The sequence below is a fragment of the Sphingomonas horti genome (assembly GCF_009753715.1).
In the GTDB taxonomy this organism is placed as follows: domain Bacteria; phylum Pseudomonadota; class Alphaproteobacteria; order Sphingomonadales; family Sphingomonadaceae; genus Sphingomonas_B; species Sphingomonas_B horti.
In genome coordinates, this window is the sequence record NZ_WQMS01000008.1 from 164,649 (window position 1) to 187,525 (window position 22,877).

Annotated in this window: 24 protein-coding genes; 20 read left to right on the forward strand and 4 right to left on the reverse strand. The window is 68.4% G+C overall.

Annotated features, from left to right (window positions below):
- Window positions 1-2 precede the first annotated feature (2 nt).
- The 9 genes from GON01_RS08205 to GON01_RS08245 all read left to right on the forward strand — a co-directional run bounded on the left by GON01_RS08205 (window position 3) and on the right by GON01_RS08245 (window position 6,242).
- Window positions 3-1,001: a phage major capsid protein gene (locus GON01_RS08205; protein WP_232328740.1), complete on the forward strand. Its 999-nt coding sequence runs from the start codon at window positions 3-5 to the stop codon at window positions 999-1,001.
- 87 nt (window positions 1,002-1,088) lie between these two features.
- A complete protein-coding gene (locus GON01_RS08210; RefSeq protein WP_157026879.1) occupies window positions 1,089-1,355 on the forward strand; it encodes a spike base protein, RCAP_Rcc01079 family in 267 nt (88 codons plus the stop codon).
- On the forward strand, window positions 1,355-3,670 hold the full coding sequence (locus GON01_RS08215; protein WP_157026880.1) for a hypothetical protein: 2,316 nt from the start codon (window positions 1,355-1,357) through the stop codon (window positions 3,668-3,670). The genes GON01_RS08210 and GON01_RS08215 overlap by 1 nt, the downstream gene beginning before the upstream one ends.
- Window positions 3,671-3,762: 92 nt before the next feature.
- A complete protein-coding gene (locus tag GON01_RS08220; RefSeq protein ID WP_157026927.1) occupies window positions 3,763-4,332 on the forward strand; it encodes a head-tail connector protein in 570 nt (189 codons plus the stop codon).
- Window positions 4,329-4,724 (forward strand): DUF3168 domain-containing protein, encoded by a 396-nt coding sequence (locus GON01_RS08225; RefSeq protein WP_157026881.1) that lies wholly within the window; start codon window positions 4,329-4,331, stop codon window positions 4,722-4,724. The genes GON01_RS08220 and GON01_RS08225 overlap by 4 nt, the downstream gene beginning before the upstream one ends.
- A 1-nt stretch (window position 4,725) precedes the next feature.
- Entirely contained in the window at window positions 4,726-5,133 is a 408-nt protein-coding gene (locus GON01_RS08230; RefSeq protein WP_157026882.1) for a phage major tail protein, TP901-1 family, read from the forward strand.
- A complete protein-coding gene (locus tag GON01_RS08235) occupies window positions 5,130-5,441 on the forward strand; it encodes a gene transfer agent family protein (protein WP_309503626.1) in 312 nt (103 codons plus the stop codon). The genes GON01_RS08230 and GON01_RS08235 overlap by 4 nt, the downstream gene beginning before the upstream one ends.
- A gap of 86 nt (window positions 5,442-5,527) precedes the next feature.
- Window positions 5,528-5,722 (forward strand): phage tail assembly chaperone, encoded by a 195-nt coding sequence (locus GON01_RS08240; RefSeq protein ID WP_181600132.1) that lies wholly within the window; start codon window positions 5,528-5,530, stop codon window positions 5,720-5,722.
- Window positions 5,715-6,242 (forward strand): tail tape measure protein, encoded by a 528-nt coding sequence (locus tag GON01_RS08245; protein ID WP_157026885.1) that lies wholly within the window; start codon window positions 5,715-5,717, stop codon window positions 6,240-6,242. Before GON01_RS08240 ends, GON01_RS08245 begins: the two co-directional genes overlap by 8 nt.
- 433 nt (window positions 6,243-6,675) lie before the next feature.
- Here the strand turns inward: GON01_RS08245 and GON01_RS08250 are convergent, their stop codons facing one another.
- Window positions 6,676-7,104: a hypothetical protein gene (locus tag GON01_RS08250; RefSeq protein ID WP_198159813.1), complete on the reverse strand. Its 429-nt coding sequence runs from the start codon at window positions 7,102-7,104 to the stop codon at window positions 6,676-6,678.
- Between GON01_RS08250 and GON01_RS08255 the strand changes: the two genes are divergently transcribed.
- The 7 genes from GON01_RS08255 (at window position 7,096) to GON01_RS08285 (ending at window position 15,082) form a co-directional block, all read left to right on the forward strand.
- Window positions 7,096-9,318, forward strand: coding sequence for a DUF2460 domain-containing protein (locus GON01_RS08255; RefSeq protein ID WP_157026887.1), 2,223 nt, complete (start codon window positions 7,096-7,098; stop codon window positions 9,316-9,318). The genes GON01_RS08250 and GON01_RS08255 overlap by 9 nt on opposite strands.
- Entirely contained in the window at window positions 9,315-10,127 is an 813-nt protein-coding gene (locus tag GON01_RS08260; protein ID WP_157026888.1) for a DUF2163 domain-containing protein, read from the forward strand. Before GON01_RS08255 ends, GON01_RS08260 begins: the two co-directional genes overlap by 4 nt.
- The gene (locus GON01_RS08265) at window positions 10,124-10,498 is read left to right on the forward strand and encodes a peptidoglycan endopeptidase (RefSeq protein WP_157026889.1); all 375 of its coding nucleotides are present in this window, start codon (window positions 10,124-10,126) and stop codon (window positions 10,496-10,498) included. Before GON01_RS08260 ends, GON01_RS08265 begins: the two co-directional genes overlap by 4 nt.
- Window positions 10,480-12,636, forward strand: coding sequence for a phage tail protein (locus GON01_RS08270; protein ID WP_157026890.1), 2,157 nt, complete (start codon window positions 10,480-10,482; stop codon window positions 12,634-12,636). Before GON01_RS08265 ends, GON01_RS08270 begins: the two co-directional genes overlap by 19 nt.
- A 9-nt stretch (window positions 12,637-12,645) precedes the next feature.
- Window positions 12,646-13,146 (forward strand): DUF2793 domain-containing protein, encoded by a 501-nt coding sequence (locus GON01_RS08275; RefSeq protein ID WP_157026891.1) that lies wholly within the window; start codon window positions 12,646-12,648, stop codon window positions 13,144-13,146.
- Window positions 13,147-13,296: 150 nt separating this feature from the next.
- The gene (locus tag GON01_RS08280; RefSeq protein ID WP_157026892.1) at window positions 13,297-14,436 is read left to right on the forward strand and encodes an OmpA family protein; all 1,140 of its coding nucleotides are present in this window, start codon (window positions 13,297-13,299) and stop codon (window positions 14,434-14,436) included.
- Window positions 14,437-14,560: 124 nt separating this feature from the next.
- A complete protein-coding gene (locus GON01_RS08285; protein ID WP_157026893.1) occupies window positions 14,561-15,082 on the forward strand; it encodes a superoxide dismutase family protein in 522 nt (173 codons plus the stop codon).
- Window positions 15,083-15,106: 24 nt separating this feature from the next.
- Here the strand turns inward: GON01_RS08285 and GON01_RS08290 are convergent, their stop codons facing one another.
- A complete protein-coding gene (locus GON01_RS08290; protein WP_232328732.1) occupies window positions 15,107-16,663 on the reverse strand; it encodes a spinster family MFS transporter in 1,557 nt (518 codons plus the stop codon).
- 69 nt (window positions 16,664-16,732) lie between these two features.
- Between GON01_RS08290 and tgt the strand changes: the two genes are divergently transcribed.
- From tgt to GON01_RS08305, 3 genes are all read left to right on the forward strand, one after another.
- Entirely contained in the window at window positions 16,733-17,863 is a 1,131-nt protein-coding gene (gene tgt / locus GON01_RS08295) for a tRNA guanosine(34) transglycosylase Tgt (protein WP_157026895.1), read from the forward strand.
- Between the two features lie 65 nt (window positions 17,864-17,928).
- Complete coding sequence (locus tag GON01_RS08300) at window positions 17,929-18,510, forward strand: PilZ domain-containing protein (protein ID WP_157026896.1); 582 nt, start codon at window positions 17,929-17,931, stop codon at window positions 18,508-18,510.
- Window positions 18,511-18,605: 95 nt separating this feature from the next.
- Window positions 18,606-19,511: a sulfotransferase domain-containing protein gene (locus tag GON01_RS08305; protein WP_157026897.1), complete on the forward strand. Its 906-nt coding sequence runs from the start codon at window positions 18,606-18,608 to the stop codon at window positions 19,509-19,511.
- Between the two features lie 3 nt (window positions 19,512-19,514).
- On the opposite strand, the gene GON01_RS08310 is transcribed toward GON01_RS08305, so the two are convergent.
- Both GON01_RS08310 and GON01_RS08315 read right to left on the reverse strand, forming a co-directional pair.
- Window positions 19,515-20,825 (reverse strand): DEAD/DEAH box helicase, encoded by a 1,311-nt coding sequence (locus GON01_RS08310; protein ID WP_157026898.1) that lies wholly within the window; start codon window positions 20,823-20,825, stop codon window positions 19,515-19,517.
- An 88-nt stretch (window positions 20,826-20,913) separates the two neighbouring features.
- Window positions 20,914-21,327, reverse strand: coding sequence for a hypothetical protein (locus GON01_RS08315; RefSeq protein WP_309503632.1), 414 nt, complete (start codon window positions 21,325-21,327; stop codon window positions 20,914-20,916).
- A gap of 48 nt (window positions 21,328-21,375) precedes the next feature.
- Here GON01_RS08315 and GON01_RS08320 point away from each other — a divergent pair, with 48 nt between their 5' ends.
- Window positions 21,376-22,848 carry an FAD-binding oxidoreductase gene (locus tag GON01_RS08320; RefSeq protein ID WP_157026899.1) on the forward strand — a complete coding sequence of 491 codons (1,473 nt, stop codon included), beginning with the start codon at window positions 21,376-21,378 and terminating at the stop codon, window positions 22,846-22,848.
- Window positions 22,849-22,877: the final 29 nt, after the last annotated feature.

The following is a 22,877-nucleotide window of genomic DNA, read 5'->3' on the forward strand; positions in this document are numbered from 1 at the left end:
CTATGGAGCGGCCGGCCTTGTCGGGGGCGCGCGTGAGCGGCTCTCGGGAAGCGTTCGTCGACGGGTATCTGCGGCGCGGCTCCGAAATCGAGCTGAAGAGCTTTACCGGCGCGGTCGCCGGCGACGGCGGCTATGCGGTGCCGAAGGAGATCGACGCGGTCATCGACCGGACACTGACGGCGATCTCGCCGATCCGCCGGATCGCTAATGTGGTTCGTGTCGGCTCCGCCGGCTATCGCAAACTGGTGACGACCGGCGGCACGCCTTCGGGCTGGGCGTCGGAGACCGGGACGCGGGCGGAGACGGCGACGCCGAGCTTCAAGGAAATCGCGCCGCCGATGGGCGAGTTGTTCGCCAACCCGGCCGCGAGCCAGGCGATGCTGGACGATGCGGCGTTCGACGTCGAGGGCTGGCTGGCGGGCGAGATCGCGACCGAGTTCGCGCGCGCCGAGGGGGCGGCGTTTGTCTCCGGCGATGGCGTGAACAAGCCCATGGGTTTCCTGACCGGCACGCCGACCGATGAGCCGGACGACGAGCGGGCGTTCGGGACGCTTCAGTATCTGGCGACCGGCGCTGCCGGTGCGTTCCCGGCGTCGAGCCCGCAGGACAAATTGATCGACCTGATCCAGTCGCTACGCACGCCTTATCGGCAGGGCGCCGCGTTCGTGATGAACTCGGCGACGCTGGCGCGCATCCGCAAGTTCAAGACCGCGGACGGCGCCTTTCTGTGGCAGCCGGCGATGGCGAGCGGCCAGCCGGACACGCTGCTCGGCTATCCGGTCGTGGAGGCCGAGGACATGCCGGACATCGCCGCCGACAGCTTCTCGATCGCGTTCGGCAATTTCCGTGCCGGCTATCTGATCGCGGAGCGGAGCGAGACGAGCATCCTGCGCGATCCGTTCACCCACAAGCCGTTCGTCCATTTCTACGCGGTCAAGCGGATCGGCGGCGCGGTGACCAACGCCGAAGCGATCAAGCTGCTGAAGTTCGCCGCGAGCTGACAAGCCCCACCTCCGGCCCCTGCTCCTTCGACCTGGCTCAGCACAGGCCTGAAGGGGAGGGGCTTTGCACCTGTCGAGGAGATCATCATGTCCGATCCGTTTTCCGGGCTGGTCGACGGCGTGTCGGCGCCGGCGACGCGCGGTGTCGCGGTCAGCCCGCACGACAGCAATCCGCTTGCCGAGATGCCGAAGGCATTGTTCATCGGCACGGCCGGCGACCTGGTCGCGCGAGGCATCAACGACGGCGCCGACGTGACATTCAGGAACCTGGCGGCGGGGTCGGTGCTGCCGTTCCGCGCGCGTTTCGTGCGGGCGACCGGCACCACGGCCGCCGACATCGTGGCGCTGTACTGATGGGGATCTTCGGTTTCGCGACGGACCTCGCGGTGCGGCAGCGACGGGTGAGCGCACCTGCCGCGCCGGCCGCGGCGATCACGTCGCTGGAGGTTCTGGGCGCGGCCGTCCTGCCCGATGGGGCGGACGCCGCGATCCCGAACGGCTGGGTCGCGAAAGCGACGTTGCCGGATGACGGCGTATCAGCCTTCGACCCGAAGAAGATCAGCCTGACGGTCACCGATCCGGGCTTCGACACGGCGGGCAATGCGACGGTCGTGACGCGCACGATCACCGGCACCGAGATCGTCCGCAAGCAGTATCCGAACCAGGGGCAGCGGCTGAACTCGGCACCTGGCGGTATCGGCACGCCGCGCACCGTCTATTTCGCGCTGTCGGAAGAAGTGTTCGCTGGATCGACGATCACCGCCGCCAATGCCGCCGCCGGCTATTATGGCGGCGCGGCGGCCGGATCGATTGCGGGGATCGTCAACTCGTCGTCGCTCGCCTATCCGGTGCCGCTGTTCGCCTGGCTGCAGCCGCAGCACGAGCGGGCGACGGGGGCAAGCTTTGCCGTCGAGGCGGCCTGTTATCACCGCCACGCGATGAACGGGCAGCAGGTCGCCTGCATCGAGTTCTACGGCCGCGATGCGGCGGGCGGCAACCTGACCGCGGTGCAGCGCGCGTCGCTGCCGGCGCTCTCCGCCTTCCAGACGGCGGGCCCGATCGTCGAGGCATGGAAGGCGACGATCCCGCTGGCGACGCTGCCGCAGGGCGATCTGTGCCAGGCGATCGCGGTGGTGAAGCCGTGGATCGGCCCGGCCTTCGACCTGTCGGTGGCGGGAACCGGCGTCTATGGCACGCTCACCGCCGGCACGCCCGTCGACACGGCCCAGCCGGAGACGCCGCTGCGCTTCCTGTGCGACAAGACGGGCGGCTATGGCGGGCTGCAGGCATGGGTGAAGGCCGGGGCGTCGGGTGGCGCGGTCGGCTCAAGCGCGACGCCGTTTGCGACCGTGCAGGCGGCGCTTGCCGCGCTCGCCACCGCCAACGGCAGCGGCAAGGGCCATGCCGACCATAGCGGCTCGACGATCTTCCTGATGGACAATGGGGGAGCCGCCGTCGATCACGCGATCGGCGCCACCAGCGCGACGGCGGCGGGCAAATGCTGGACCGATATCAAGGTCGATCCGGCCGCCACCGGGCAGGTGCGCGCGACCGTCGCCGGGCTGGTCGCGACCGCCGACCTGCTGCGCTTCTTCGTGCCGTTCTTCGTTAACGCCACCGGCAACAACACGCTGGACGGCGGCAGCAGCGCGAACGTCAAGCGGATCGCGTTCGAGGGCGCGGCGCTCAGCTATGGCGCGAGCCTGCCCGCCCAGGGCCTGACCTTCCGCTTCGGCATGGGCTATTGGCGCAACTGCACGCTTACCAATGCCTTTACCCCCTTCGGCACTTTCAGCGGCCACCGCAACGCGGCGGCGCTGGTGCTCGGCTGCACCGGCAACCTGGTCTCGACCGGTGCCGGCGCCACGCCTTACGCCTTTATCGGCAACGCGATCGACGGGCTGCGGATCGACGACGTGGCGGCGGCCGATGCCAATGCCTTCCCGCAGGACGGGATGATCATCGCCAATAATGTGCTGACGCGCATGGCCGGCGTATTCAAGATCGCGACCCAGCGGTCGATCGCCGGCGCGGCGCGCGTGCAGAACGTGCTGGAGACGGCGGCCGGCTATCCGGCGGGCGGCGAGGCGGCGAACATCGCCGCCGGCGGCACCGCCGCCGTTTCCAACATCGTCTCGATGCACAACACCGTGCCCGGCGTCGGCGTCGGCAGCTCCAACCAGGCGCGGCAGCTCGGCGTCTATGCCGATACGGCAGGCACCGTCGGCGTGCAGCGGCAGATGGTCGAGCGGTTCGAGCTGCTGCACCAGCGCAACTGCAAGGTCGACACCTTCACGGTCAACACGACCGCGACCGGGCGGACCGGCCCCTGGCGCTATCGCTATGGCGTCGGGCTGCTCGGCAACGTCGTCGTCACCGGCGATGCCTCCAGCGGCCTCGCGACCGTGGCCGACCCGAGCGGCAACAACTGGTCGGGCGAGTATCTGGAGCCGGGCAGCAGCTGGACCGCGGGCGAGGCGAACGTGGTGTTCGTCGACAACAAGTCAGGGTCGGCGGGTGCCGGCGGGGGGAATTACGCGCTGAGCGGGGCGGCGAACGCTGCCTATGGGCGCGTGCCGGCAGGGCAAAGTGCGCTGCGGTACGACCTGGCCGGCAGAGCGAGGCTGAACGACGGCACGGGCGCAGCCGGTGCCTATGAGCGGGACTGAGTGCGGACGATCCGCGGCTCAAGGGGAGACAGGCAGATGATCGAGATGGAACCGGCCTTCGCGGGCAGGGCGGGGAGGCGCGCGTGCTGACGATGGTTGGCTTTGCCGATGCCGACCTCGCCGCCGCGCGAGAGGCAGCGAAGCGTTACGCTCGGGTCGAGCAGGCCGGCGAGGATGCCCTGATCGGCGATCTCGCCGCCACCTGCCTGTTGCTGTGCGAGGCATTTTGCGGCCGCATCGGCCTCGCGCGCGAGGCGGTGGAGATTCTGCCTGCCTCAGCCGAATGGAGTCGGCTGGCAGCAGGACCGGTGCGGTCGATCACAGCGGTCGAGGGTATTCCCGCCGAGGGAGCGGCGTTCACGCTGCCAGTCGAATCCTACGCGATCGACATTGACGCGGAGGGGAGCGGGTGGGTTCGCGTGACGACGCCCGGCGCGGCAGGAAGAGTCCGCGTGACCTATCTCGCCGGGCTAGCGGACGACTGGGACCGCCTGCCGGAGCCGCTGCGCCAGGGCGTGGTGCGGCTGACCACGCACCTCTTCGCCCACCGCGACGACGCCCGCGAAGGCGCGCCACCGGCCGCCGTGGCGGCGCTGTGGCGGCCCTGGCGCCGGGTGAGCCTGGGCGAGCCGACAGGGCGGAGCGGAGGGCCTTTCAGATGAGCTTCGAAGCAGAGCTGCAAGCAGCGGTGCTGAGCGCGCTCGCGGCCGAGCCGGCGATCGCCGCGCAGGCGAACGGCGTGTTCCTGGAACGGCCGGCCCGGGCGACGCCCCCTTATCTGGTGCTTGGCCCAATGCTGAGCAGCGACTGGGGCGCGAAGGGCATTGCCGGCCGCGAAGTGCGGCTGACGGTGCGTGTCCACGACGCGGGCGAGAGCTGGTCGCGTGCTGTGTCGCTGCAGGGCGCGGCGAGCTCTGCGATCGATGCCCTGCCGCGCCAGCTGAGCGGATGGCGACTGGGCTCGGTCGTGCTGCTGCGCGCGCGGACCGGCCGCGATGGGCCGAACGGCTGGCTCGGCACCGTCGAATATCGAGTGCGAGCAATGGAGGGCTGACATGCCGATCGAACGGGGAAGCGCGTTTCTGCTGAAGGTGGGAGACGGCGCCGCGCCGCCGGCTTACGCAACCGTTGCGGGCCTGCGGACAACGCAGCTGAGCGTCAATGGCGAGACGGTAGTCGTCACAAACAAGGATTCGGGTGGCTGGCGCGAACTGCTTTCCGGCGCGGGCGTGCGATCGGTCTCGGTATCCGGGGCCGGCGTGTTCACGGGATCGACCGCGGAGGCGCGGTTGAAGGCCAATGCGCTGTCCGGCGTGCTCGACGATTACGAGCTCAGCTTCGAAAGCGGCGAGCGCATGCGCGGCCAATTCCTGGTCTCGCGTCTCGATTATGCCGGAGATTTCAATGGCGAGCGAAGCTACACGCTGAGCCTCGAGAGCTCGGGCGAGGTGGTGTCGCTGTGAGCGCGGCCAACTCTGCGCGCGGCGAGGCAAGTATGCGGATCGGGGGAACCGACCTCGTCTTGCGCCCGAGCTTTGCGGCGCTGGTGGCGGCGGAGGAGGAGCTTGGGCCGTTGTTCGCGCTGGTCGAGCGTGCGGCAGCGGGCGGGCTGAAGCTGTCGGAAATGACGGCGCTGTTCTGGCATTGCCTGCGCGATCGGCCGGAGAACCTGAGCCGCGCGGCGTTCGGTGAAGCCTTGGTGGCCGGCGGGCTGGTTGCGGCGACGCCGGCGCTGAAGCTGTTGCTGCGCCAGGTGCTGCAGGGGCGGTGATCATGGGTCGTCATCCCGGGCTTGACCCGGGACCCACCTGCCCTTCGTCAATGGCCGTGGAAGGTAGGCCCCGGCTCAAGGCCGGGGTGACGGAGTTTGCAATTGCTGCCAGCAGGCTCGCCGGCCTGGCGGGCGCTTTGCTCGGCTGGCGGCCGGCTGAGTTCTGGACAGCGACGCCGGCCGAGCTGGCGACGATCCTCGCGGCCTTGGCGCCGCGCCACGAGGCCCCCGCCGGGAGCGATGTGCTCGCCGAATTGCAGGAGCGGTTTCCCGATGGATGAAGAGATCGAACGCCTGGTCGTGTCGGTGCGGGCGGATACCCAGGACTTTGCCCGCGACGTGGCGGCAATGCGCGCCGAGCTGGAGGGGCCGTTCGGCATCGGAATCGACCGCGCCGGGCGGGCGCTCGAAACCGGGCTGGCCCGCGCGATCCGGAGCGGCAAATTGGGCTTCGAGGATCTGGGACGCGTCGCGCAATCGGTGCTCGCCTCAATCGCGGCGAGTGCAGTGCGATCCGGCGTGTCGTCGATTCTCTCCGGCGTGGGCGCGGTGCTCGACCTGCCGGGACGCGCGACCGGCGGGCCGGTGGCGCCCGGCCGAGCCTATATGGTCGGCGAGCGCGGGCCCGAACTGTTCGTGCCGTCGAGCGCGGGGCAGGTAATGGCCTCGGCCCCGGCCGCCGCGCGGGAAGTGCGGGTGACGGTGAACGTCAATGCGCCTGCCGGGGCGGATGGCGCGAAGGCGCTGGTGCGATCGTCACGACAGGTGGCGCGAGCGGTCAGGCGGGCGATGGAGGGGTAGATCGTCGAGAGATCCAATCGGGATGATCTCTATCAACCCTTTGCGACATTTATCTTTTGTGACATCTGATGGCAGGTCGAACCAGGAGGTTTCATGCCGATAGCTTCGTCCGGAAGCGATGCGCTCTTTTTGCTGGTCGCTGCGCTCGTCGTATTTGGCCTGACGGCGCTCGCCGCATACTTATTTGGTCGCCGATTAGCCCGGCGGAGCCGCTTCCTCGCAGTCTTGGCCTGCGCTTCGACAGTGCCGGCGTTAATCACTGCCTCAGCAGTGGCTCTGCTCATCACGGCTCCTGATGGACCGCCACCAAACGACGCGCCCGCCATGCTCTTCGTGGCTCTCACTACCTTGGCGATGCTTTCGTGCATAGTAAGCATCCCAGCAAGTGCATTGCTGATCCGAAAAGCCGACTAGGCCAACCGCCACTTTCCACTCATTGCCGACGTTGCCAATTCGACTCGCGACCTGGCGGACAGGCGGGGTCGTAGAGCGCGAGCCGGGATCCCCAGCGGACAAGCCTGACCGCGTCGCCGACCTTGCAGGCCCGGCCGCGGCCGTCATCCGGCCATGCCACGGAGATGGTGCCGCCGTCCGGCATTCGCACATCGACGTGAAGGCGGTTCGGCGAAAGCGTCGCCTTCCGAAAAGTCGACCAGAAACCGACGATCGTTCCCTGAACGCGTTCCGGCCGTCCGGGTGGCGGCTTCGAGATTGCCGCCAGCAGAAAGACGAACCCGGCCAGCATGGCGATGCCGATCAGGATTACGAGCGCTTCTCGCGCGCGGAATGACCAGATCGAGCGCACCGCGCGGCCCTGGCGTGGATTCGCAGGCGTAACAAGGAGGGTCCTGACATGGGTCATTGGCTCGCTCAGTCGCGGACGTGCCAGGAAACGAGCTTCGTCAAAAGGTTCGATGCACGCTTCTGGACCGTGGACTTCCCGCGGCCGATGATGGCGTCGGTCGTGACCATCGAGGCCGATGCGCTGCGGGTCGACGCGGTCTTCTACCGCAAGGACGATCTGGCGGGGCTGATCTGGTTGACGGAGGATCGTTACGATCATCCGCTGCTGGCGTACGAGACCTCGCGAGACTTCCGGCGATGCAGGCTCAGCTTTCGATGGCGCTCGTCGGGGATCATTGCGCTGGACGCCGTGGACGGGCCGACCCTGACCATCGAGGGCCGCGACGAGGCGGGGGCCGCCCGATCCTGGTTCGTGCGATTGTGGAACTATGCGGAAGGGGCGCCGGAGGACGCCGTCGTCAGCCTGGACTTCGCGGCATTGCAGTCCGGCTCTTCGCTTGCGGGCGAGGCGGTCTGGGCCGGCGATGTGGACCGGATGTTCATCTCCCTGGTGCCGCCGGGCTATGACGAAGCGGGTGGCGACCTGGCGGCGCCGGCGGAAGGCTGGGCGGAGCTGACCGATATCCGATGCGACGGCTCCGGCTCCGTCCTTGCGATCGGCGACGTGATGCTGCCGCCCCACCAGCTGCGCATCGCGACCGGCTATGACGACGCGTACAACCTGACGCCAGCGCGGCTGCTGCGCAACATGGTTCAGCTCGGCTATCGCGCGCTGATCAACCACTATGTCGGCATGAGCCATTATTTCCGGCTGGATGGCGGGCTGGCGACGCTTTCCGGCGGCGCGCTCAATGGACCTTGCGCCGCATGGCATCGCGATCTGGCGGCGCGGGCGAAGTCGCTCGGATATGAGCTGATCGTTTCGCTCTCTTACGAATTGCTCGACGCGCATTGCCCGGAGGCGTGGAAACAGCGGGCCGCCGACGGCGCGCCGGCGCTGACGGGCTGGGATCCGCCCTCGACGCTGCTGTCTCCGGCGAACGCAGAAGCGATGGCCTATCTGCAGGCGGTCGCAGCCGCGTTCGTCGGGATCGTCGTCGATGCCGGCCTGCCCGTGCGCTTTCAGGTCGGCGAACCCTGGTGGTGGGTGGCGCCGGACGGGACGCTGTGCGTGCATGACGATGCCGCGAAAGCAGCGGTGGGCGGGGGCATTCCCGCAGATGCCGAGGCAGGCGCGATGCTCGCCGTCTCGACCGCCGCGCTGACGGCGGCGGTAAAGGCGATCGCACCAACGGCCGAGACGCTGCTGCTCGTCTATCTGCCGACCGTGCGCGGCCGCGAGGAGGCACTGGTGCCCGCCGGCTGGGCCTCGCCCGCGTTCGACGTGCTGCAGCTCGAAGATTATGAATGGGTGACGGCCGGCGATGTCGGCGCGAGCAGCCGCGCTGCCGCCGGGATCGAGGCGCGCCTCGGCTATAGCGCGGGGCGTCAGCATTATTTGAGCGGCTTCGTGCTGCGGCCCGAAGACAAGGCCGGCTGGCAGCGCATCGCGGATGCGATCGAACGCGCACGCGGTCGTGGCGTCGCGGAGACGTTCGTCTGGGCACTGCCGCAGGTGATCCGCGACGGCTTTATCTGGTTTGACGAGGAGGCGGATGTGGACAGTTTCGCGGATGTCGGTTTCCCGATCGCGATCGGCCGTGAGGCGAGCGTCGAGGCGGCGACTTCGACCGCGATCGCAGCCGGGGCGGGTGGGCGCGAGCAGCGCAACGCCGAATGGGCCGAAGCGCGGCTGACGTTCGACGCCGGGCCGGGAATCCGGTCGGAAAACGATCTTGGCGCGCTGCTCGCCTTTTTCCGGGCGCGGCGTGGGCCGGCCCAGGCGTTCCGCTTCCGCGATCCCTTCGACGACAGCTCGCACGGCATGACGGGCGAGCCGGGGCCGGAGGATCAGCTGCTGGGAACAGGCGACGGCGTGCGCACCGTCTTCGCGCTCGTAAAGGACTATGATGGAGTGCCGCGCCGCGTCACCCGGCCGGTGGCGGGGACAGTACGGGTGGCGGTCGATGGCACGGAGACCAGCGGATGGACCCTTCAGGACGAGGGCGCGATCGGCTTCGATGCTCCGCCCGCTCCCGGCGCAATCGTGACGGCGGGGTTCCGCTTTGACGTGCCGGTTCGGTTCGCCGAGGACCGGCTGGCGGTCAATCGGGCGACGTTCCTGGCCGGCGAGTCGGCGAGCGTGCCCCTGATCGAAGTGCGCGAAGGATGAGCGGCTTTCTGGATGCGCCGCTGACCAGCTTTGCCCTGTGCTGGCGGGTCGAGCGGCGGGATGGCGTGGCGCTGGGGTTCACCGCGCATGATCGCGACCTGCTGATCGACGGGTTCCGCTATCGCGCCAGCCCCGGCATTGCCCCGTCCGCGATCGAGGACGGCGATCCGCTCGACGCCGACACGCTCGAGATCGCAGGCGCGCTGACAGCCGACGCGATCAGCGAGGGGGACCTGCGCGCCGGGCGATGGAATGGCGCTGCGGTGCGCGTGCTGGCGGCGGACTGGTCCGACCCGCGGCGCAATGTTCGGCTTGTCGCGGGGGAACTCGGCGCCGTCTCCCTGGAGCGCGGCCGATTCTCGGCCGAATTGAGGGGGCCGGGAGCACTGCTCGACCGTCCTGTCGTCGAAGAGACGACGCCCTTGTGCCGGGCGGAGCTGGGCGACCGGCGGTGCCGCGTCGATATGGCAGGCCGGGCTGAGGTCGCGCGAATCCTGGCCGCTGAAGATGCGCTGCTGACGCTCGACCGATCCGAGCCCGGGCCGAACGGCTGGGGCGGCGGAAGCGTTCGCTGGCTGGACGGCGCCAATGGCGGGCTCAGCGCATCCGTGCTGACGAGCAGCGGCGCCTCCGTCACGCTGTCGGAGCCGCCTCCGTTCCTAGTGGCGGCGGGCGAGCGGGTCGAGGTCCGCGAAGGTTGTGACAAGCGCTTCGAGACCTGCCGCGCGCGATTTTCGAATGCGGCGAACTTCAGGGGCGAGCCGCATCTGCCGGGCATCGATCTGCTGACGCGCTATCCCGGCGAATGAATGCGGTCGAACAGGCGGCGATTGCGCTTGTCGGCGCGAAGTTTCGCCTTCACGGCCGCGATCCGGCGACCGGCCTCGACTGCGTCGGCGTGGTCGCGCGGGCAACCGGCATCGAGGCGCCGAGCGGCTATGCGTTGAGAGGCGGCGATGCGGGCAGGGTGTCGGCGCTGATCGAGCGGGCCGGACTGATCCCCGTGAGCGAGGCGGTGCCGGGCGACGTGATGCTGATGCGAACGGGGCCGGCCCAGCTTCACCTGGCGATCCGTACCGCGCGCGGGCTCGTCCATGCCGACGCGGCATTGCGACGCGTCGTCGAGCGGCCGGGCCGGCCGGATTGGGAGATTTTGGGGCTATGGCGACAATCGTCCTGAGCACCGTCGGCTCGCTGCTGGGCCCGGTCGGACGCGCGGCCGGGGCGTTGCTCGGCCAGTCGGTCGACGGGCTGATCTTCAAGCCGACGGGCCGCGAAGGACCGCGGCTCCAGGACCTGAAGGTCCAGACCTCAAGCTATGGCGCCCAAATCCCGAAGCTGTTCGGCACGATGCGCGTGGCCGGCACGGTGATCTGGGCGACCGACCTGGTCGAGCATCGCGCGAAGCAGGGTGGCGGCAAGGGCCGGCCGTCGACAACCACCTACAGCTATACCGCGTCGTTCGCGGTGCTGCTCTCGGCGCGGCCGGTCCGCTCGGTCGGACGGATCTGGGCGGACGGGAATCTCCTGCGCGGCGCTGCGGGCGACTGGAAGAGCGAGACGGGCTTCCGGCTTCACCTGGGCGACGAGGACCAGGACACCGACCCGTTCATCGCTTCCGCCGAGGGCGCCGATGGAGCGCCTGGCTATCGCGGCTGCGCCTATGCCGTATTCGAGAACATGGCGCTGGGGCCGTTCGGCAATCGCATCCCGTCGCTGAGCTTCGAGATCGAGGCGGACCCGGGGCCGGTCACGCTTGCGGCCATCCTGGCGGAGCTGAGCGACAATTTTCTAGCCGGAGTCACGGGTCTTGCCTTGCGCGGCTTTGCGGCATCCGGGGAAAGCGTGCGCGCCGTGGTGGAGACGCTGGGTTCGGCAGTGCCGATCGTTCTGCGCGCGACGGACGAAGGGCTGGCCCTGGCCGGGGATGGGGACGAACCGCTCGCGCTGGTCGAGGATGAACTTGCGGAGGTCCGCAGCGAAAGGCTGGCGGCCGATCATGACGTGCCGCGGCTGGTCGCACTCAGCTATTACGAGCCGGCGCGAGACTATCAGGCGGGCGTGCAACAGGCGCGCCGGTCCGGCGGCCGCCGCACCGAACGCATCGAATTGCCCGCTGCACTGGAAGCAGGCGAAGCGCGTGCCCTCGCGGAGGCGGCCCTGGCGCGACGGACCGGCGAACGCGGGCGGCAGTCCGTCAGCTGCGGTTGGGCGCGGCTTGCAGTCGCGCCGGGAACGATCGTCCGGCTTCCCGACCGTGCGGGCCTGTGGCGGGTCGCCGCGCGCACCGTCGACCGGGACGGCGTCCGTCTCGACCTGACGCGCATGGAAGCGGAAGGCATGGCCGCTGCTCCGGCCGAACCCGGGCGTAGCGCTGCCGCACCCGACCGCGTGCATGGGCCGACAATCTTACACGTGCTGGATTTGCCTAGCCTTACCGACACGCTGCCGGCTTCGCCGCGGCTGTATATTGCGGCGGCCGGTGCGTCGGCCGGCTGGCGCCGCGCCGCGCTGATGGCGAGCCTGGACGGCGGCGGGAGCTGGATCGCGATCGGCATCACAGCGGCGCCGGCGATGATCGGCCTGGCGCGAACGGTGCTGCCGCCGGCGGGCGAGGCGCTGTTCGACCAGGCGCACGACGTCGAAGTCGAGCTGCTGCACGCCGGGATGTTGCTTGAGGATGCCGATCCGGACCGGCTTGTCGGCGGCGCGAACCTCGCGCTGGTCGGCGACGAGCTGATCCAGTTCGGCCGTGCGGCTCCGCTGGGAGGCGCGCGGTGGCGGCTGTCGCACCTGGTTCGCGGACGGCGCGGCACGGCGTGGGCCGCCGCTCTCCACGTCGTCGGCGAGCGATTCGTGCTGATCGAACCGGAAGCGCTGTTCTCCTATGACCCGCCCTTGAGTGCCGCCGGCGCCGCTGTCCGCATCCTCGCTTCCGGGATCGGCGATCCGTCGCCCGTCGAGGCGAGCGCGGCAGCGATCGGGGAAGCGTTGCGGCCGCCCGCGCCGGTTCACCTCGCCGCGGCGCGCGCAGCCGACGGTGGATACAGGCTGAGCTGGGTTCGCCAGAGCCGCCTCGGCTGGACCTGGCTCGACGCATCCGATGTGCCGTTGGGCGAGGATCGCGAACGCTATCGCCTCACGATCACGCGAGCCGACGGAGCAGCACGCATCCATGAAATCGAGATCGGACGCTTCGACTATCCGGCCGCCGATGTTGCCGCAGACGCTGCCGCAGGCTCCGTCGTGACAGTGACGGTGACCCAGCTCGGTACAAGCGCGGCCTCGCGTCCCGCATCGATGACCCTCGTGCTTTAGGAGAGATCAATGAGCCTGGAGAGCGCCCGCCTGGCACTGCCCTTCATTGCCGCCGGCCAAGCCCAGAAGGAGCTGACGCACAATGAGGCACTTGCGCTGATCGACGCCGGGCTCGCCGCCGCGGCGGAGAGCGCCGGATCGGACGAGCCGCCGGCCGCTGCCGCCGCCGGCCAGTGCTGGGTCGTCGGCGCCGCGCCGACCGGCCTTTGGACGGGGCATGCCGACGAGCTCGCGTGCTGGACCGATGGCGGCTGGCGCTTTCTGCCGGCTGTCGAGGGTATGAGAGTATGGCTGAAGGACCAGCGGCTATGGGCGGCCCGCGAGGCGGGAGGCTGGGCGATCGGCTCGGTCCGCGGCGCCCGTCTGATCGTCGACGGCGTGCAGGTGGTCGGCGCACGCGGCGCGGCGGTGGCCCCTCCGACGGGCGGCGGCGTGATCGACGCGGAGGCGCGGTCGGCCATCGCGTCGATCCTGGACCGGCTGATCGCCCACGGTCTGATCGGGGGCTGAGAATATCGTTTCGCCGCCGAACCACCCCGCAGAAATGCGTCACGCCTGTGACACTTGTGCAACAGTTTCGACAAATGCGGGCTTGCACCGAAACAATGCAGCCGATAGTGAGTTTTCGCTGTCCGAGTGACACCAAGAAAGGGGATTTCTATGCGGAAGCTTGCCATTGCGATGGCGCTGGCCTCCACGGCGATTGCCTCGCCCGCGTTGGCGCGAGACAAGTCGTGGTACATTGGCGTCGAAGGCGGCGCCATGGTGGTCGAAGACATCACGTTCAACCTGACCCGCGGCACCGGCGCGACGGCGGCACCAGGCACGGCAACCGTCAACCATGACTATGGTTTCGACGTTGACGCGCTGGTCGGCTACGACTTCGGCGTGTTCCGCCTCGAAGCGGAAGTCGGCTACAAGAAGGCCGTTCTGGACAGCTATGAGAGCACCCTTGGTGTTCCAGCCAGTCCGACCACCACGGCGCGTGCGAACGTGCTCTACAATGGGGCTGGCGGTTCCACGTCGGCGCTCAGCTTCATGGTGAATGGCCTGCTCGACTTCGGCGACGAAGACGGCATCTCGGGCTATATCGGCGGTGGCGCCGGTGTGGCTCGCGTGAAGTTCAGCGACTATTCGATCAACCCGGGCTTCAACTTCCTCGATGACTCGGATACGCGTTTCGCGTGGCAGGGCATTGCGGGCGTTCGCGCGCCGCTGACGGACAATATCGACGTCGGCCTGAAGTATCGCTTCTTCAACGCCTCGCGCCTGCGGGTCGTGGGAGCGACCGGCGACGATGTTCAGGGCCGGTTCCGGTCGCACAGCCTGCTCGGCACGCTGACCTACAACTTCGGCGCGGCTCCGCCGCCGCCGCCCCCCACCACGCCGCCGCCCCCGCCGCCGCCTCCGCCGCCGCCGCCGCCGCCGCCTCCGCCGCCGGCAGTGGTGTGCACCCCGGGACCGTACATCGTGTTCTTCGAGTGGGATAAGTCGGACATCACGCCGGAAGCGGCGTCGATCCTCGACAACGCGATCTCGGCCTATCAGAACTGCGGCAATGCCCAGGTCATGCTGGCCGGCTACACCGATACTTCGGGTACGCCGCGCTACAACCTCGGCCTGTCCCAGCGCCGTGCGGACTCGGTGAAGGCGTACATGACCAGCCACGGTGTTGCCGATGGCGTGATCACGACGCAGGCCTTCGGCGAGACCAACCTGCGCGTGCAGACTGCGGACGGCGTCCGCGAGCTGCAGAACCGCCGCGTGGAAATCACCTACGGGCCCGGCTCGGGCATGTAAGCTCGAGGCTTCGGCCAACTAGATCGGGGCCGGTCGGAAACGACCGGCCCTTTTCTTTTGCCGCCTTGCCCTCATGCAATCGGTCGTCGATAAGGCGCAGATCGAGACATTTCAGGAGGCTCCAATGCAGCGCTTGCTCGCCCTGGTCCCGCTTTGCTTCGCCGCCACCGGCTGCATGACCGCGACCGACTCCGCGGGACCGTCGGCCGAAGGCGCGCACGCCTCGCTCGCCGATGCGGCCGGCGCGCCGCGTGGCTCCGCCAGCTTCGTCGATACCGCCTCAGGCCTGGAAGTGCGGGTCACCGGCGAGGGTCTGCCGGCGGGTCCGCACGGCGTCCATCTCCACATGGCGGGCCGATGCGATCCGCCCGATTTCCAGTCCGCCGGCGCACATTGGAACCCGGGGATGAAGCAACATGGCCGTGACAATCCGCAAGGTGCGCATGCCGGCGACTTGCCCAACCTGATCGCGGGCGCGGATGGTCGCGGCACGGTCCGTTTCACGGTCCCCGGCGCATCATTGTCGGAGTTGCTCGACGCCGATGGCGCGGCGCTGGTGGTCCATGCCAGCGCCGACGACTATCGCACGGACCCGAGCGGCAACAGCGGCGGCCGGATCGCCTGCGGGGTCGTCGTCAGGCGCTAGTACGGCGCCTATCGAGTACGGAATTTAGATCGCCTCACCGGCGGCGCGTGCGCGATCCCGTACGGTCGCTTCGGCTGCCGGCGCCGTGCGCCAGGCCAGGACCAGCAGGATCACCGAGATTGGTGCGACGATCAGCAGCGAGAGCACGCCCAAGCGCAGATCGCCAGCCGCTTTCGACATGAAGCCGGCGAAATAGGGGCCGAGCGCGAGGCCGATCAGCGCGGTGGCGATGAAGAAAGTGGCGGTGGCGGTTCCGCGCATCCGCGGCAGCACCAGGTCCTGCGTGGTTGCGCCCGCTGGGCCGAGCGCCGCACTGGCCAGCCCGCTCATCAGGAAGCTGGCGATGTAGAAGCCGACCGGGCTACCCGTCGTGTAGGCATAGATCAGGAACGGGACGGGCAGCAGGGTTCCCGCCATGATGACGGGGATACGGCCCCAGGAATATTTCTGCTTCAGGCCGTCCGCGATGCGGCCGCCCAGCACGATGCCGAGGAATCCCCCGGCAGCCGCACCGCCGCCGAGGAACAGCCCGACTTCGGTTTTCGGCTGGTGCAGGATCGTTTCGGCGTAGAGCGCGCCGAACGCCGCCACGCCGTAGGAAACGAAGGCGATCAGCCCATATCCCAGCGAGACGTAGAGAAAAGCCGGCGTTCCCCAGATCAGCTTGAATGTCGCCGGGTCGCGGTGCTTGAGGGCGCTCGCCCAGGAGAAGACCGCATAGGCGCCGCCGGTGACGGCGATCCACTGCGCCAGGTCACCGGTCGCCAGCGTCAGCAGCCAGGTGGCGGCCGCAGCGAGCGCGAGCGCGGCCAGGTTCACGAGCAGCGAGCGCAGCCCTCTTCGGGCCGCACCGATCAGCGTCAGCGGCGGGATGATCGCGACCAACTCGGCTAGGAAATCGCGGAACGGCGCTTCCGCCGGCGCCATCAGCAGGCCGTCCGACTCTCCGCGCACCGGCTCGCGCAGCGTTGAGACGAGAATCGCGAGCAGCAGGCCCGGCAGGCCCACTGCCATGAAGGCGACTTGCCAGCCGACCAGCCCCCAATGCCCGCCGGGAAAGGCGTGGTTCCAGCTGTCGACGATCGCGCCGCCGATGAACAGCGACAGGCCACCGCCGATGAAAATGCCGGACGAGTAGACGGCGAGGGCGGTCGCTCGCCGCTCGCGCGGGAAATAGTCGGAGATCAGGGAATAGGCGCAAGGGGAGGCGGTGGCTTCGCCGACGCCGACGCCGATCCGCGCGAAGGTCAGCTGCGTGCCGGTCCGGGCCAATCCCGAAAGCGCCGTCATCGCCGACCAGATCGCGAGACCGATGGTGATCAGCCGGACCCGGTGCCAATTGTCGGCAAGCCTGCCCAACGGGATCCCGAAGAGCGAGTAGAAGACGCCGAAGGCGGTCCCGAACAGAAAGCCGATATCGGCGTCGTCCAGTCCCAGATCGCGTTTCACGTCCTTGGCAAGGATGCTGAGAATCTGCCGGTCGACGAAGTTCAGCACATAGACGAGGAACAGGACCGCGAGCACGTAGCGCGCATAAGGGCCGCCCGGGCGCACCGCGTGAGCGTCAGTCTTCTCGGCCAATTGCGTGTCCCCTCGCATCTGTTGCTGCGGGGCTAGCAGAGCTTCGCCCGCGCTGCCAAAGGCAATCGCATGACCGAGCGTTTTGCCTTTTCGATCGACGCGACCGATGGTGCGGCGCGCGCGGGCACCATCCGGATGCTGCGCGGCGACATCCGCACCCCCGCCTTCATGCCGGTCGGTACCGCGGCGACCGTCAAGGCGATGAAACCGGCCGACGTGCGCTCGACCGGTGCCGATATCATCCTGGGCAACACCTATCACCTGATGCTGCGGCCGGGGGCGGAACGGGTCGCGAGACTGGGTGGCCTGCATCACTTCATGGGATGGGAGCGGCCGATCCTGACCGACAGCGGCGGCTACCAGGTGATGAGCCTCGCCGAGCTCACCAAGCGGTCCGAGGAAGGAGTCGCGTTCAAGTCGCACCTGGACGGCGGCCGGCACCTGATCACGCCCGAACGCTCGACCGAAATCCAGCGGCTGCTCGGGTCCGACATCGTCATGGCGTTCGACGAGCTGGTCCCAACCACCGCGTCGCGCGACGTTCAGGCGGCGGCGATGGAACGGTCGATGCGCTGGGCGAAGCGCTCGCGCGCCGCGTTCCTTGGCGATGCCGATCACGCAAGGCGCGCGGCCCAGTTCGGCATCCAGCAGGGCGCGCTCGACCGCGAGCTGCGCCAGGCGTCAGCCGAGCGGCTGATCGAGATCGGCTTCGACGGCTATGCGGTCGGTGGGCTTGCCGTCGGGGAAGGGCAGGAGGCGATGTTCGGCGTACTCGACTATGCGCCCGGCCAGCTGCCGGTCGATCGGCCGCGCTACCTGATGGGAGTCGGCAAGCCCGACGATATCGTCGGTGCAGTGGAGCGCGGCATCGACATGTTCGATTGCGTGCTGCCGACGCGGAGCGGCCGTACCGGGCAGGCGTTCACATGGGACGGGCCGATCAATATCCGCAATGCGCGGTTCGCCGAAGACCAGGCACCGATCGACGGGGACTGCGCCTGTCCGGTGTGCGCGACCTGGACCCGTGCGTATCTGCACCACCTCGTCCGCGCCGGCGAAATCCTCGGGGCCATGCTGATGACGGAGCACAATCTCAGCTTCTACCAGCAGTTGATGGAGGGCTTGCGGCAGGCGATCGGTGCGAGGCAACTCGCCGCTTTCGCCGCGACCTTCCGCGATCGCTACAAAAAGGCCGCGTAACGCAAACCATTTCGCAAGCTTCGCCGCGCTAGAACGGCCGGAAGGGTCGAAGGTCGAGGTTCGAATTGTCCGCTGCGGCACTGGAAGAAGTTCGGCGCCACGCGCGCACCAACACGATGCTTGCTGCGACTGTCCAGTTCGGCAGCCAGACAGCGGACGTGTTCGTGCGTAACCTGTCCCGCGCCGGCGCGCTGGTGGAGGGGCGTAACCTTCCCGAGCAGGGCGAAAGCGTGGAGCTTCGCCGCGGCGATTATCGCATTCCGGCCACGGTGATGTGGCGCGCGGAGGGACGCTGCGGCCTGTCCTTCGCGCATCTAGTCAAGGTCGACGACCTGATCCGCCGCAAGGGCGGGCCCGCACACCAGTCGCGGGTCGACATGATCCAGCGCGCGCTGCGCGAGAACCGGCCGGTGCCGAGCTTCGACGAAACCGAGCAATTGGTCGGCGCGGCGGCGATCGGCAAGAAGCTGGTCGACGAGCTCGGCTATGCGATGCGCCTCGCCGAAACGGTCAACGAGGCCCTGTCAAACGACGCCTATATCCTCGGCCGTTATGGTGTCACCCTGCAGCAGATCGACGAGGTCGAGCAGCTGCTGCGCAAACTCGTCGGAAATTTGTCGGCCCAGGACGCACCCGGCCGCTGCTGAAGGCGCGCCGGTCGCCGCATCCGGCGCCTCCATCGCAGCGTAGCTGCGCGAACCACGCGGTTGGCCAACGGGCCGCGGCGAGTGAGGAGACGCCCATGCTTCAGCGCACGAGTTGGCCGCAAAAGACCCGCGAGCTGCACAATCACCACATGGATTCGACCGTGTGGAACGCGTTCCGTTTTCGCGCCGACGACATCATCATCGGCACCTATGCCAAGTCCGGCACTACCTGGACGCAGCAGATCATCTCGCAGCTGATCTTCGGCGGGGCAGAGGGCATCGACGTGCCCGGGCTTTCGCCGTGGCTCGACATGCGCATCATGCCGCGCGCGGAGATGCTCGCCGGTCTTGAGGCGCAGACGCACCGGCGCTTCATCAAGACGCACCTGCCCGTCGACGCTCTCGTCTTCAGCCCTGGCGCCAAATACGTCTATATCGTCCGCGATGGCCGCGACGTGGCGTGGAGCCTCCACAACCACCTCTATTACGGCACCGACGAGTTCTATCGCCTGATCAACGACACGCCGGGCCGGGTCGGGCCGGCGCTGGAGCGGCCGCCCGCCGATATCCGCCGCTTCTTCCTCGACTGGCTGGAGCGGGACGGCTACCCGCTCTGGTCATTCTGGGAGAATATCCGGACCTGGTGGAACATCCGCCACCTGCCGAACGTGATGCTGCTCCACTTCGCGGACCTGAAGGCCGACCCCGCGGGCAAGATTCGCGAGCTCGCCGAATTCCTGGACATCGCCGTCGCCGACGACGCCTGGCCGCGTATTCTGGAGCATTGCAGCTTCGACTATATGAAGCGCAACGCCGACAAGAGCGCGCCGCTGGGCGGGATGCTCTGGGAAGGCGGCGCCGGCCGTTTCATCAACAAGGGAACCAACGGCCGTTGGCGCGATGTGCTGACCGACGCCGACAATCGTCGCTATCGTCAATTGTCCATCGAGCAGCTCGGCGCGGATTGCGCGACGTGGCTGGAGCGCGGCGGCCGCGCCTGAACCTCAGGCGGCGACGCCGACGTCGAGAAATGCCGGGATCGGGCCGTTCCAGCCCTCGTCGGGCGTCTCCGGAGGGGAGGCGCGACGCTCCGGCTGGCGCGGCCGGTCGTCGCGCTGCTCGCGCCGCGGCCGCTCGGGCCGCTTCTTGCGCTCGGGACGTTCGGCTCTCTCGGTTTCATCGACCTTCGGCGCGCTCGCCTTTTGCACAGCGATCCGCTCGATCGTCTGGCCCGTCAGCTTCTCTATATTGGCGACCGCTTCGGCGTCCTCGCTGGTGACCAGCGTCAACGCCTTGCCGGTCGCGCCGGCACGGCCGGTGCGGCCGATGCGGTGGACATAATCGTCGGGGTGCCAGGGCACGTCGTAGTTGAAGACGTGGCTCACGCCCTTGATGTCCAGCCCGCGCGCAGCGACATCGGATGCGGTCAGGATGTTGATCTCGCCCGACTTGAACCGGTCGAGTTCGCGCAGCCGCTCCGGTTGCTCCATGTCGCCGTGGATCTGGCCGACGGCGAATCCCGCGCGCTTCAGGCTGGTCGCCAGATCGCGGACCGTGGTCTTCCGGTTGGCGAAGATGATCGCGGTAGAAACATCGTCGGCCTGAAGCAGCTTGCGCAGCGTGTCGCGCTTGTCCCGCGATGACGTTTCAACCAAGCGCTGCTCGATCAGCAGGTTTGCGCTGGCGGGCCGTGCGACCTCGACCGATTTGGGCTCGGTCAGAAATTTGTCCGCGAGCTTCTTGATCGGCGCCGGCATCGTCGCCGAGAACAGCAGCGTCTGCCGCTTCTTGGGCAGCTTGGTGCAGATTTCCTCGATGTCAGGGATGAAACCCATGTCGAGCATGCGGTCGGCTTCGTCGATCACCAGCAGCTCGCAGCCGGTCAGCAGGATATTGCCGCGGCCGAACAGGTCCATCAGTCGCCCCGGCGTCGCGATCAGCACGTCCACGCCCTTTTCGAGCGCCTTCACCTGGTCGCCCATCGAGACGCCGCCGATCAGCAGCGCCATCGAAAGCTTGTGATACTTGCCGTATTTGTCGAAATTCTCAGCAACCTGCGCCGCGAGCTCGCGGGTAGGCTCAAGGATCAGCGAGCGTGGCATGCGCGCGCGGCTGCGGCCATGGGCGAGGATGTCGATCATCGGCAGCACGAAGCTGGCCGTCTTGCCGGTGCCGGTCTGGGCGATGCCGATCAAATCGCGGCCCATCAGCACCGACGGGATCGCCTGGCGCTGGATCGGGGTCGGCTCCGTATATCCGGAATCGCTGACGGCTTTCAAAAGCTCGTCGGAAAGGCCGAGATCGGCAAAGCTCATCGAAATCCTGAAGAAATGGGGCGGCGACAAGCCGCTGCGCCCAAGGGGCGCGCTTGATGGAAGCGCCGCCCAAAGTCAAGGAGCCGCGCTATTTCTTCCCCAGCGGCACCAGCCTGCGGAAGCGTTCGATCTCGCACGAGCCGCCCGATCGGACGCGGATCGAATCGCGATCCGCGCAGACCTGCCCGTCCAGTCCCTGGCGGATGTAGAAGCCCGAATAATAGTCGAGGGGCGGGCAGTCCTCGGCAAGCTTTGCCCGCACGCGCTTGCCGCCCCTCAGCAGCAGGTCGACTCCATAATTCGAGATCTGGGCACCAGCGAGATCGCTGGCGGGGATGCATTTCGGACCGTCCTTTTCCTTGTAGCGGACCGGATCGGCGGGCGGGCGGATGCGCGACGGCACGCGGATGATCAGCTGCTGCCGGATCGTCAGCTGCGCCAGCACGACCGGGCCGCCGCCGCTGCCAGCCAGCAGCAGCGCGACAACCATTCCGATCGTCACCGCAGGCACCCCATCATTCGCGCATGGGGGGCGGAGATTGAACGCGCCATGAATTCCCTTCTGTCGTTCAAGCCCTATAACGGCATTGTGACGAAAGGCGATTTCCTGAATGCGCTCGGTTCGGCGCTGGGCCCGAAGGGCCTCACCAGCGATCCCGATGCCATGGCTCCCTGGCTGACCGACTGGCGCGGCCGCTATCACGGCGCGGCGGTCGCAATGGCGATGCCGGCCGCCACGGCAGAGGTCGCCGCGGTTCTCCGCATCTGTTCCGACCACCGCGTGCCGATCGTCCCGCAGGGCGGCAATACCTCGATGGTGGGCGGGGCGGTGCCGGACGGGACGGGGACCGCCCTGGTCCTGTCGCTTCGCCGGATGAACAGGGTGCGCCGCCTCGATGCGGCCGCCGGCCTCGCCACCGTGGAAGCCGGCGTGATTCTCTCCGAGCTGCACGACATCGCTCGCGGCGAGCATATGCGCTTTCCGCTGTCGCTGGGGGCGAAGGGTTCGGCGACAATCGGCGGCCTGTGCTCCACCAACGCGGGCGGAACCCAGGTGCTGCGCTTCGGTACGATGCGGTCGCTCGTGCTTGGCCTGGAAGCGGTGTTGCCCGACGGGTCGGTGCTGGACAGCCTCGCGCCGCTGAAGAAGGACAATCGCGGCCCCGATCTCAAGCAATTGCTGATCGGGGCGGAGGGGACGCTGGGCGTCATCACCGCGGCGACGCTGCACCTTGTGCCGGAACCGCCGGAGACGGCGACGGCCTGGGTCGGCCTGGACTCGCCGCAGACCGCGCTCTCGCTGCTCCGCCGGCTCGAACGCCTGCCTTTCGCCGTGGAAAGCTTCGAGCTGATCCCGGCCGACTCGCTGGAGCTGGTGCTGCGGCACATCCCCGGCACGCGGCCCCCGCTCGAATCCGCGTCCCCCTGGAACGCATTGATCGAAGCGACCGGTGAGCGGGATGTCCGCGAGCAACTCGAATCGGCGCTCGCCGACGCCCTCGACCGCGGCCTGGCGAGCGACGGCGTGCTCGCCGCGAACCAGGCCCAGGCCATGGCCTTCTGGCGCATCCGCGAGTCGATCTCGGAAGCGGAGCGCGCGAGCGGGCCCGCCGTGCAGCACGACATTTCGGTGCCGGTCTCGGCCATGCCCGACTTCATGACGTCGGCGGCGGCAGAGGTGGAGCGCGCGTTCCCCGGCACCAGCGCCACGGCGTTCGGGCATCTGGGCGACGGCAATGTCCATTTCCACGTCCGGGCGCCCGCCGATGTCGATCCCGAGCGATGGATCACCCAGGCGGCCAAGCCGATCAGCGATTTCGTCTATGATCGCGTCATCGCTGCCGCCGGCTCGATCTCGGCCGAACATGGGATCGGGCAGATGAAGCTGGACACGTTCCAGCGCGTGACCGATCCCGCCCGGCTGCGTGCCCTCAACGCGCTGAAGGCTGCCTTCGACCCCCTCGGCATCATGAATCCTGGCAAGCTCGTCCCGAGCCTTGCGTCGGACGCACGCGCGCCATAGGACGCGCTGCAATCGGGCGTCCGCCCTCA

Excerpts from the sequence above, each read along its gene's own strand:
- GON01_RS08205 (WP_232328740.1), top strand. The coding sequence starts at position 3 with ATGGAGCGGCCGGCCTTGTCGGGGGCGCGCGTGAGCGGCTCTCGGGAA.
- GON01_RS08275 (WP_157026891.1), top strand. The coding sequence starts at position 12,646 with ATGAGCCTGGAGAGCGCCCGCCTGGCACTGCCCTTCATTGCCGCCGGC.
- GON01_RS08265 (WP_157026889.1), top strand. The coding sequence starts at position 10,124 with ATGAATGCGGTCGAACAGGCGGCGATTGCGCTTGTCGGCGCGAAGTTT.
- GON01_RS08285 (WP_157026893.1), top strand. The coding sequence starts at position 14,561 with ATGCAGCGCTTGCTCGCCCTGGTCCCGCTTTGCTTCGCCGCCACCGGC.
- GON01_RS08310 (WP_157026898.1), bottom strand. The coding sequence starts at position 20,825 with ATGAGCTTTGCCGATCTCGGCCTTTCCGACGAGCTTTTGAAAGCCGTC.
- tgt (WP_157026895.1), top strand. The coding sequence starts at position 16,733 with ATGACCGAGCGTTTTGCCTTTTCGATCGACGCGACCGATGGTGCGGCG.
- GON01_RS08225 (WP_157026881.1), top strand. The coding sequence starts at position 4,329 with ATGAGCTTCGAAGCAGAGCTGCAAGCAGCGGTGCTGAGCGCGCTCGCG.
- GON01_RS08255 (WP_157026887.1), top strand. The coding sequence starts at position 7,096 with ATGGGTCATTGGCTCGCTCAGTCGCGGACGTGCCAGGAAACGAGCTTC.
- GON01_RS08215 (WP_157026880.1), top strand. The coding sequence starts at position 1,355 with ATGGGGATCTTCGGTTTCGCGACGGACCTCGCGGTGCGGCAGCGACGG.
- GON01_RS08305 (WP_157026897.1), top strand. The coding sequence starts at position 18,606 with ATGCTTCAGCGCACGAGTTGGCCGCAAAAGACCCGCGAGCTGCACAAT.
- GON01_RS08250 (WP_198159813.1), bottom strand. The coding sequence starts at position 7,104 with ATGACCCATGTCAGGACCCTCCTTGTTACGCCTGCGAATCCACGCCAG.
- GON01_RS08280 (WP_157026892.1), top strand. The coding sequence starts at position 13,297 with ATGCGGAAGCTTGCCATTGCGATGGCGCTGGCCTCCACGGCGATTGCC.
- GON01_RS08270 (WP_157026890.1), top strand. The coding sequence starts at position 10,480 with ATGGCGACAATCGTCCTGAGCACCGTCGGCTCGCTGCTGGGCCCGGTC.
- GON01_RS08220 (WP_157026927.1), top strand. The coding sequence starts at position 3,763 with ATGGTTGGCTTTGCCGATGCCGACCTCGCCGCCGCGCGAGAGGCAGCG.
- GON01_RS08320 (WP_157026899.1), top strand. The coding sequence starts at position 21,376 with ATGAATTCCCTTCTGTCGTTCAAGCCCTATAACGGCATTGTGACGAAA.
- GON01_RS08245 (WP_157026885.1), top strand. The coding sequence starts at position 5,715 with ATGGATGAAGAGATCGAACGCCTGGTCGTGTCGGTGCGGGCGGATACC.
- GON01_RS08260 (WP_157026888.1), top strand. The coding sequence starts at position 9,315 with ATGAGCGGCTTTCTGGATGCGCCGCTGACCAGCTTTGCCCTGTGCTGG.
- GON01_RS08210 (WP_157026879.1), top strand. The coding sequence starts at position 1,089 with ATGTCCGATCCGTTTTCCGGGCTGGTCGACGGCGTGTCGGCGCCGGCG.
- GON01_RS08230 (WP_157026882.1), top strand. The coding sequence starts at position 4,726 with ATGCCGATCGAACGGGGAAGCGCGTTTCTGCTGAAGGTGGGAGACGGC.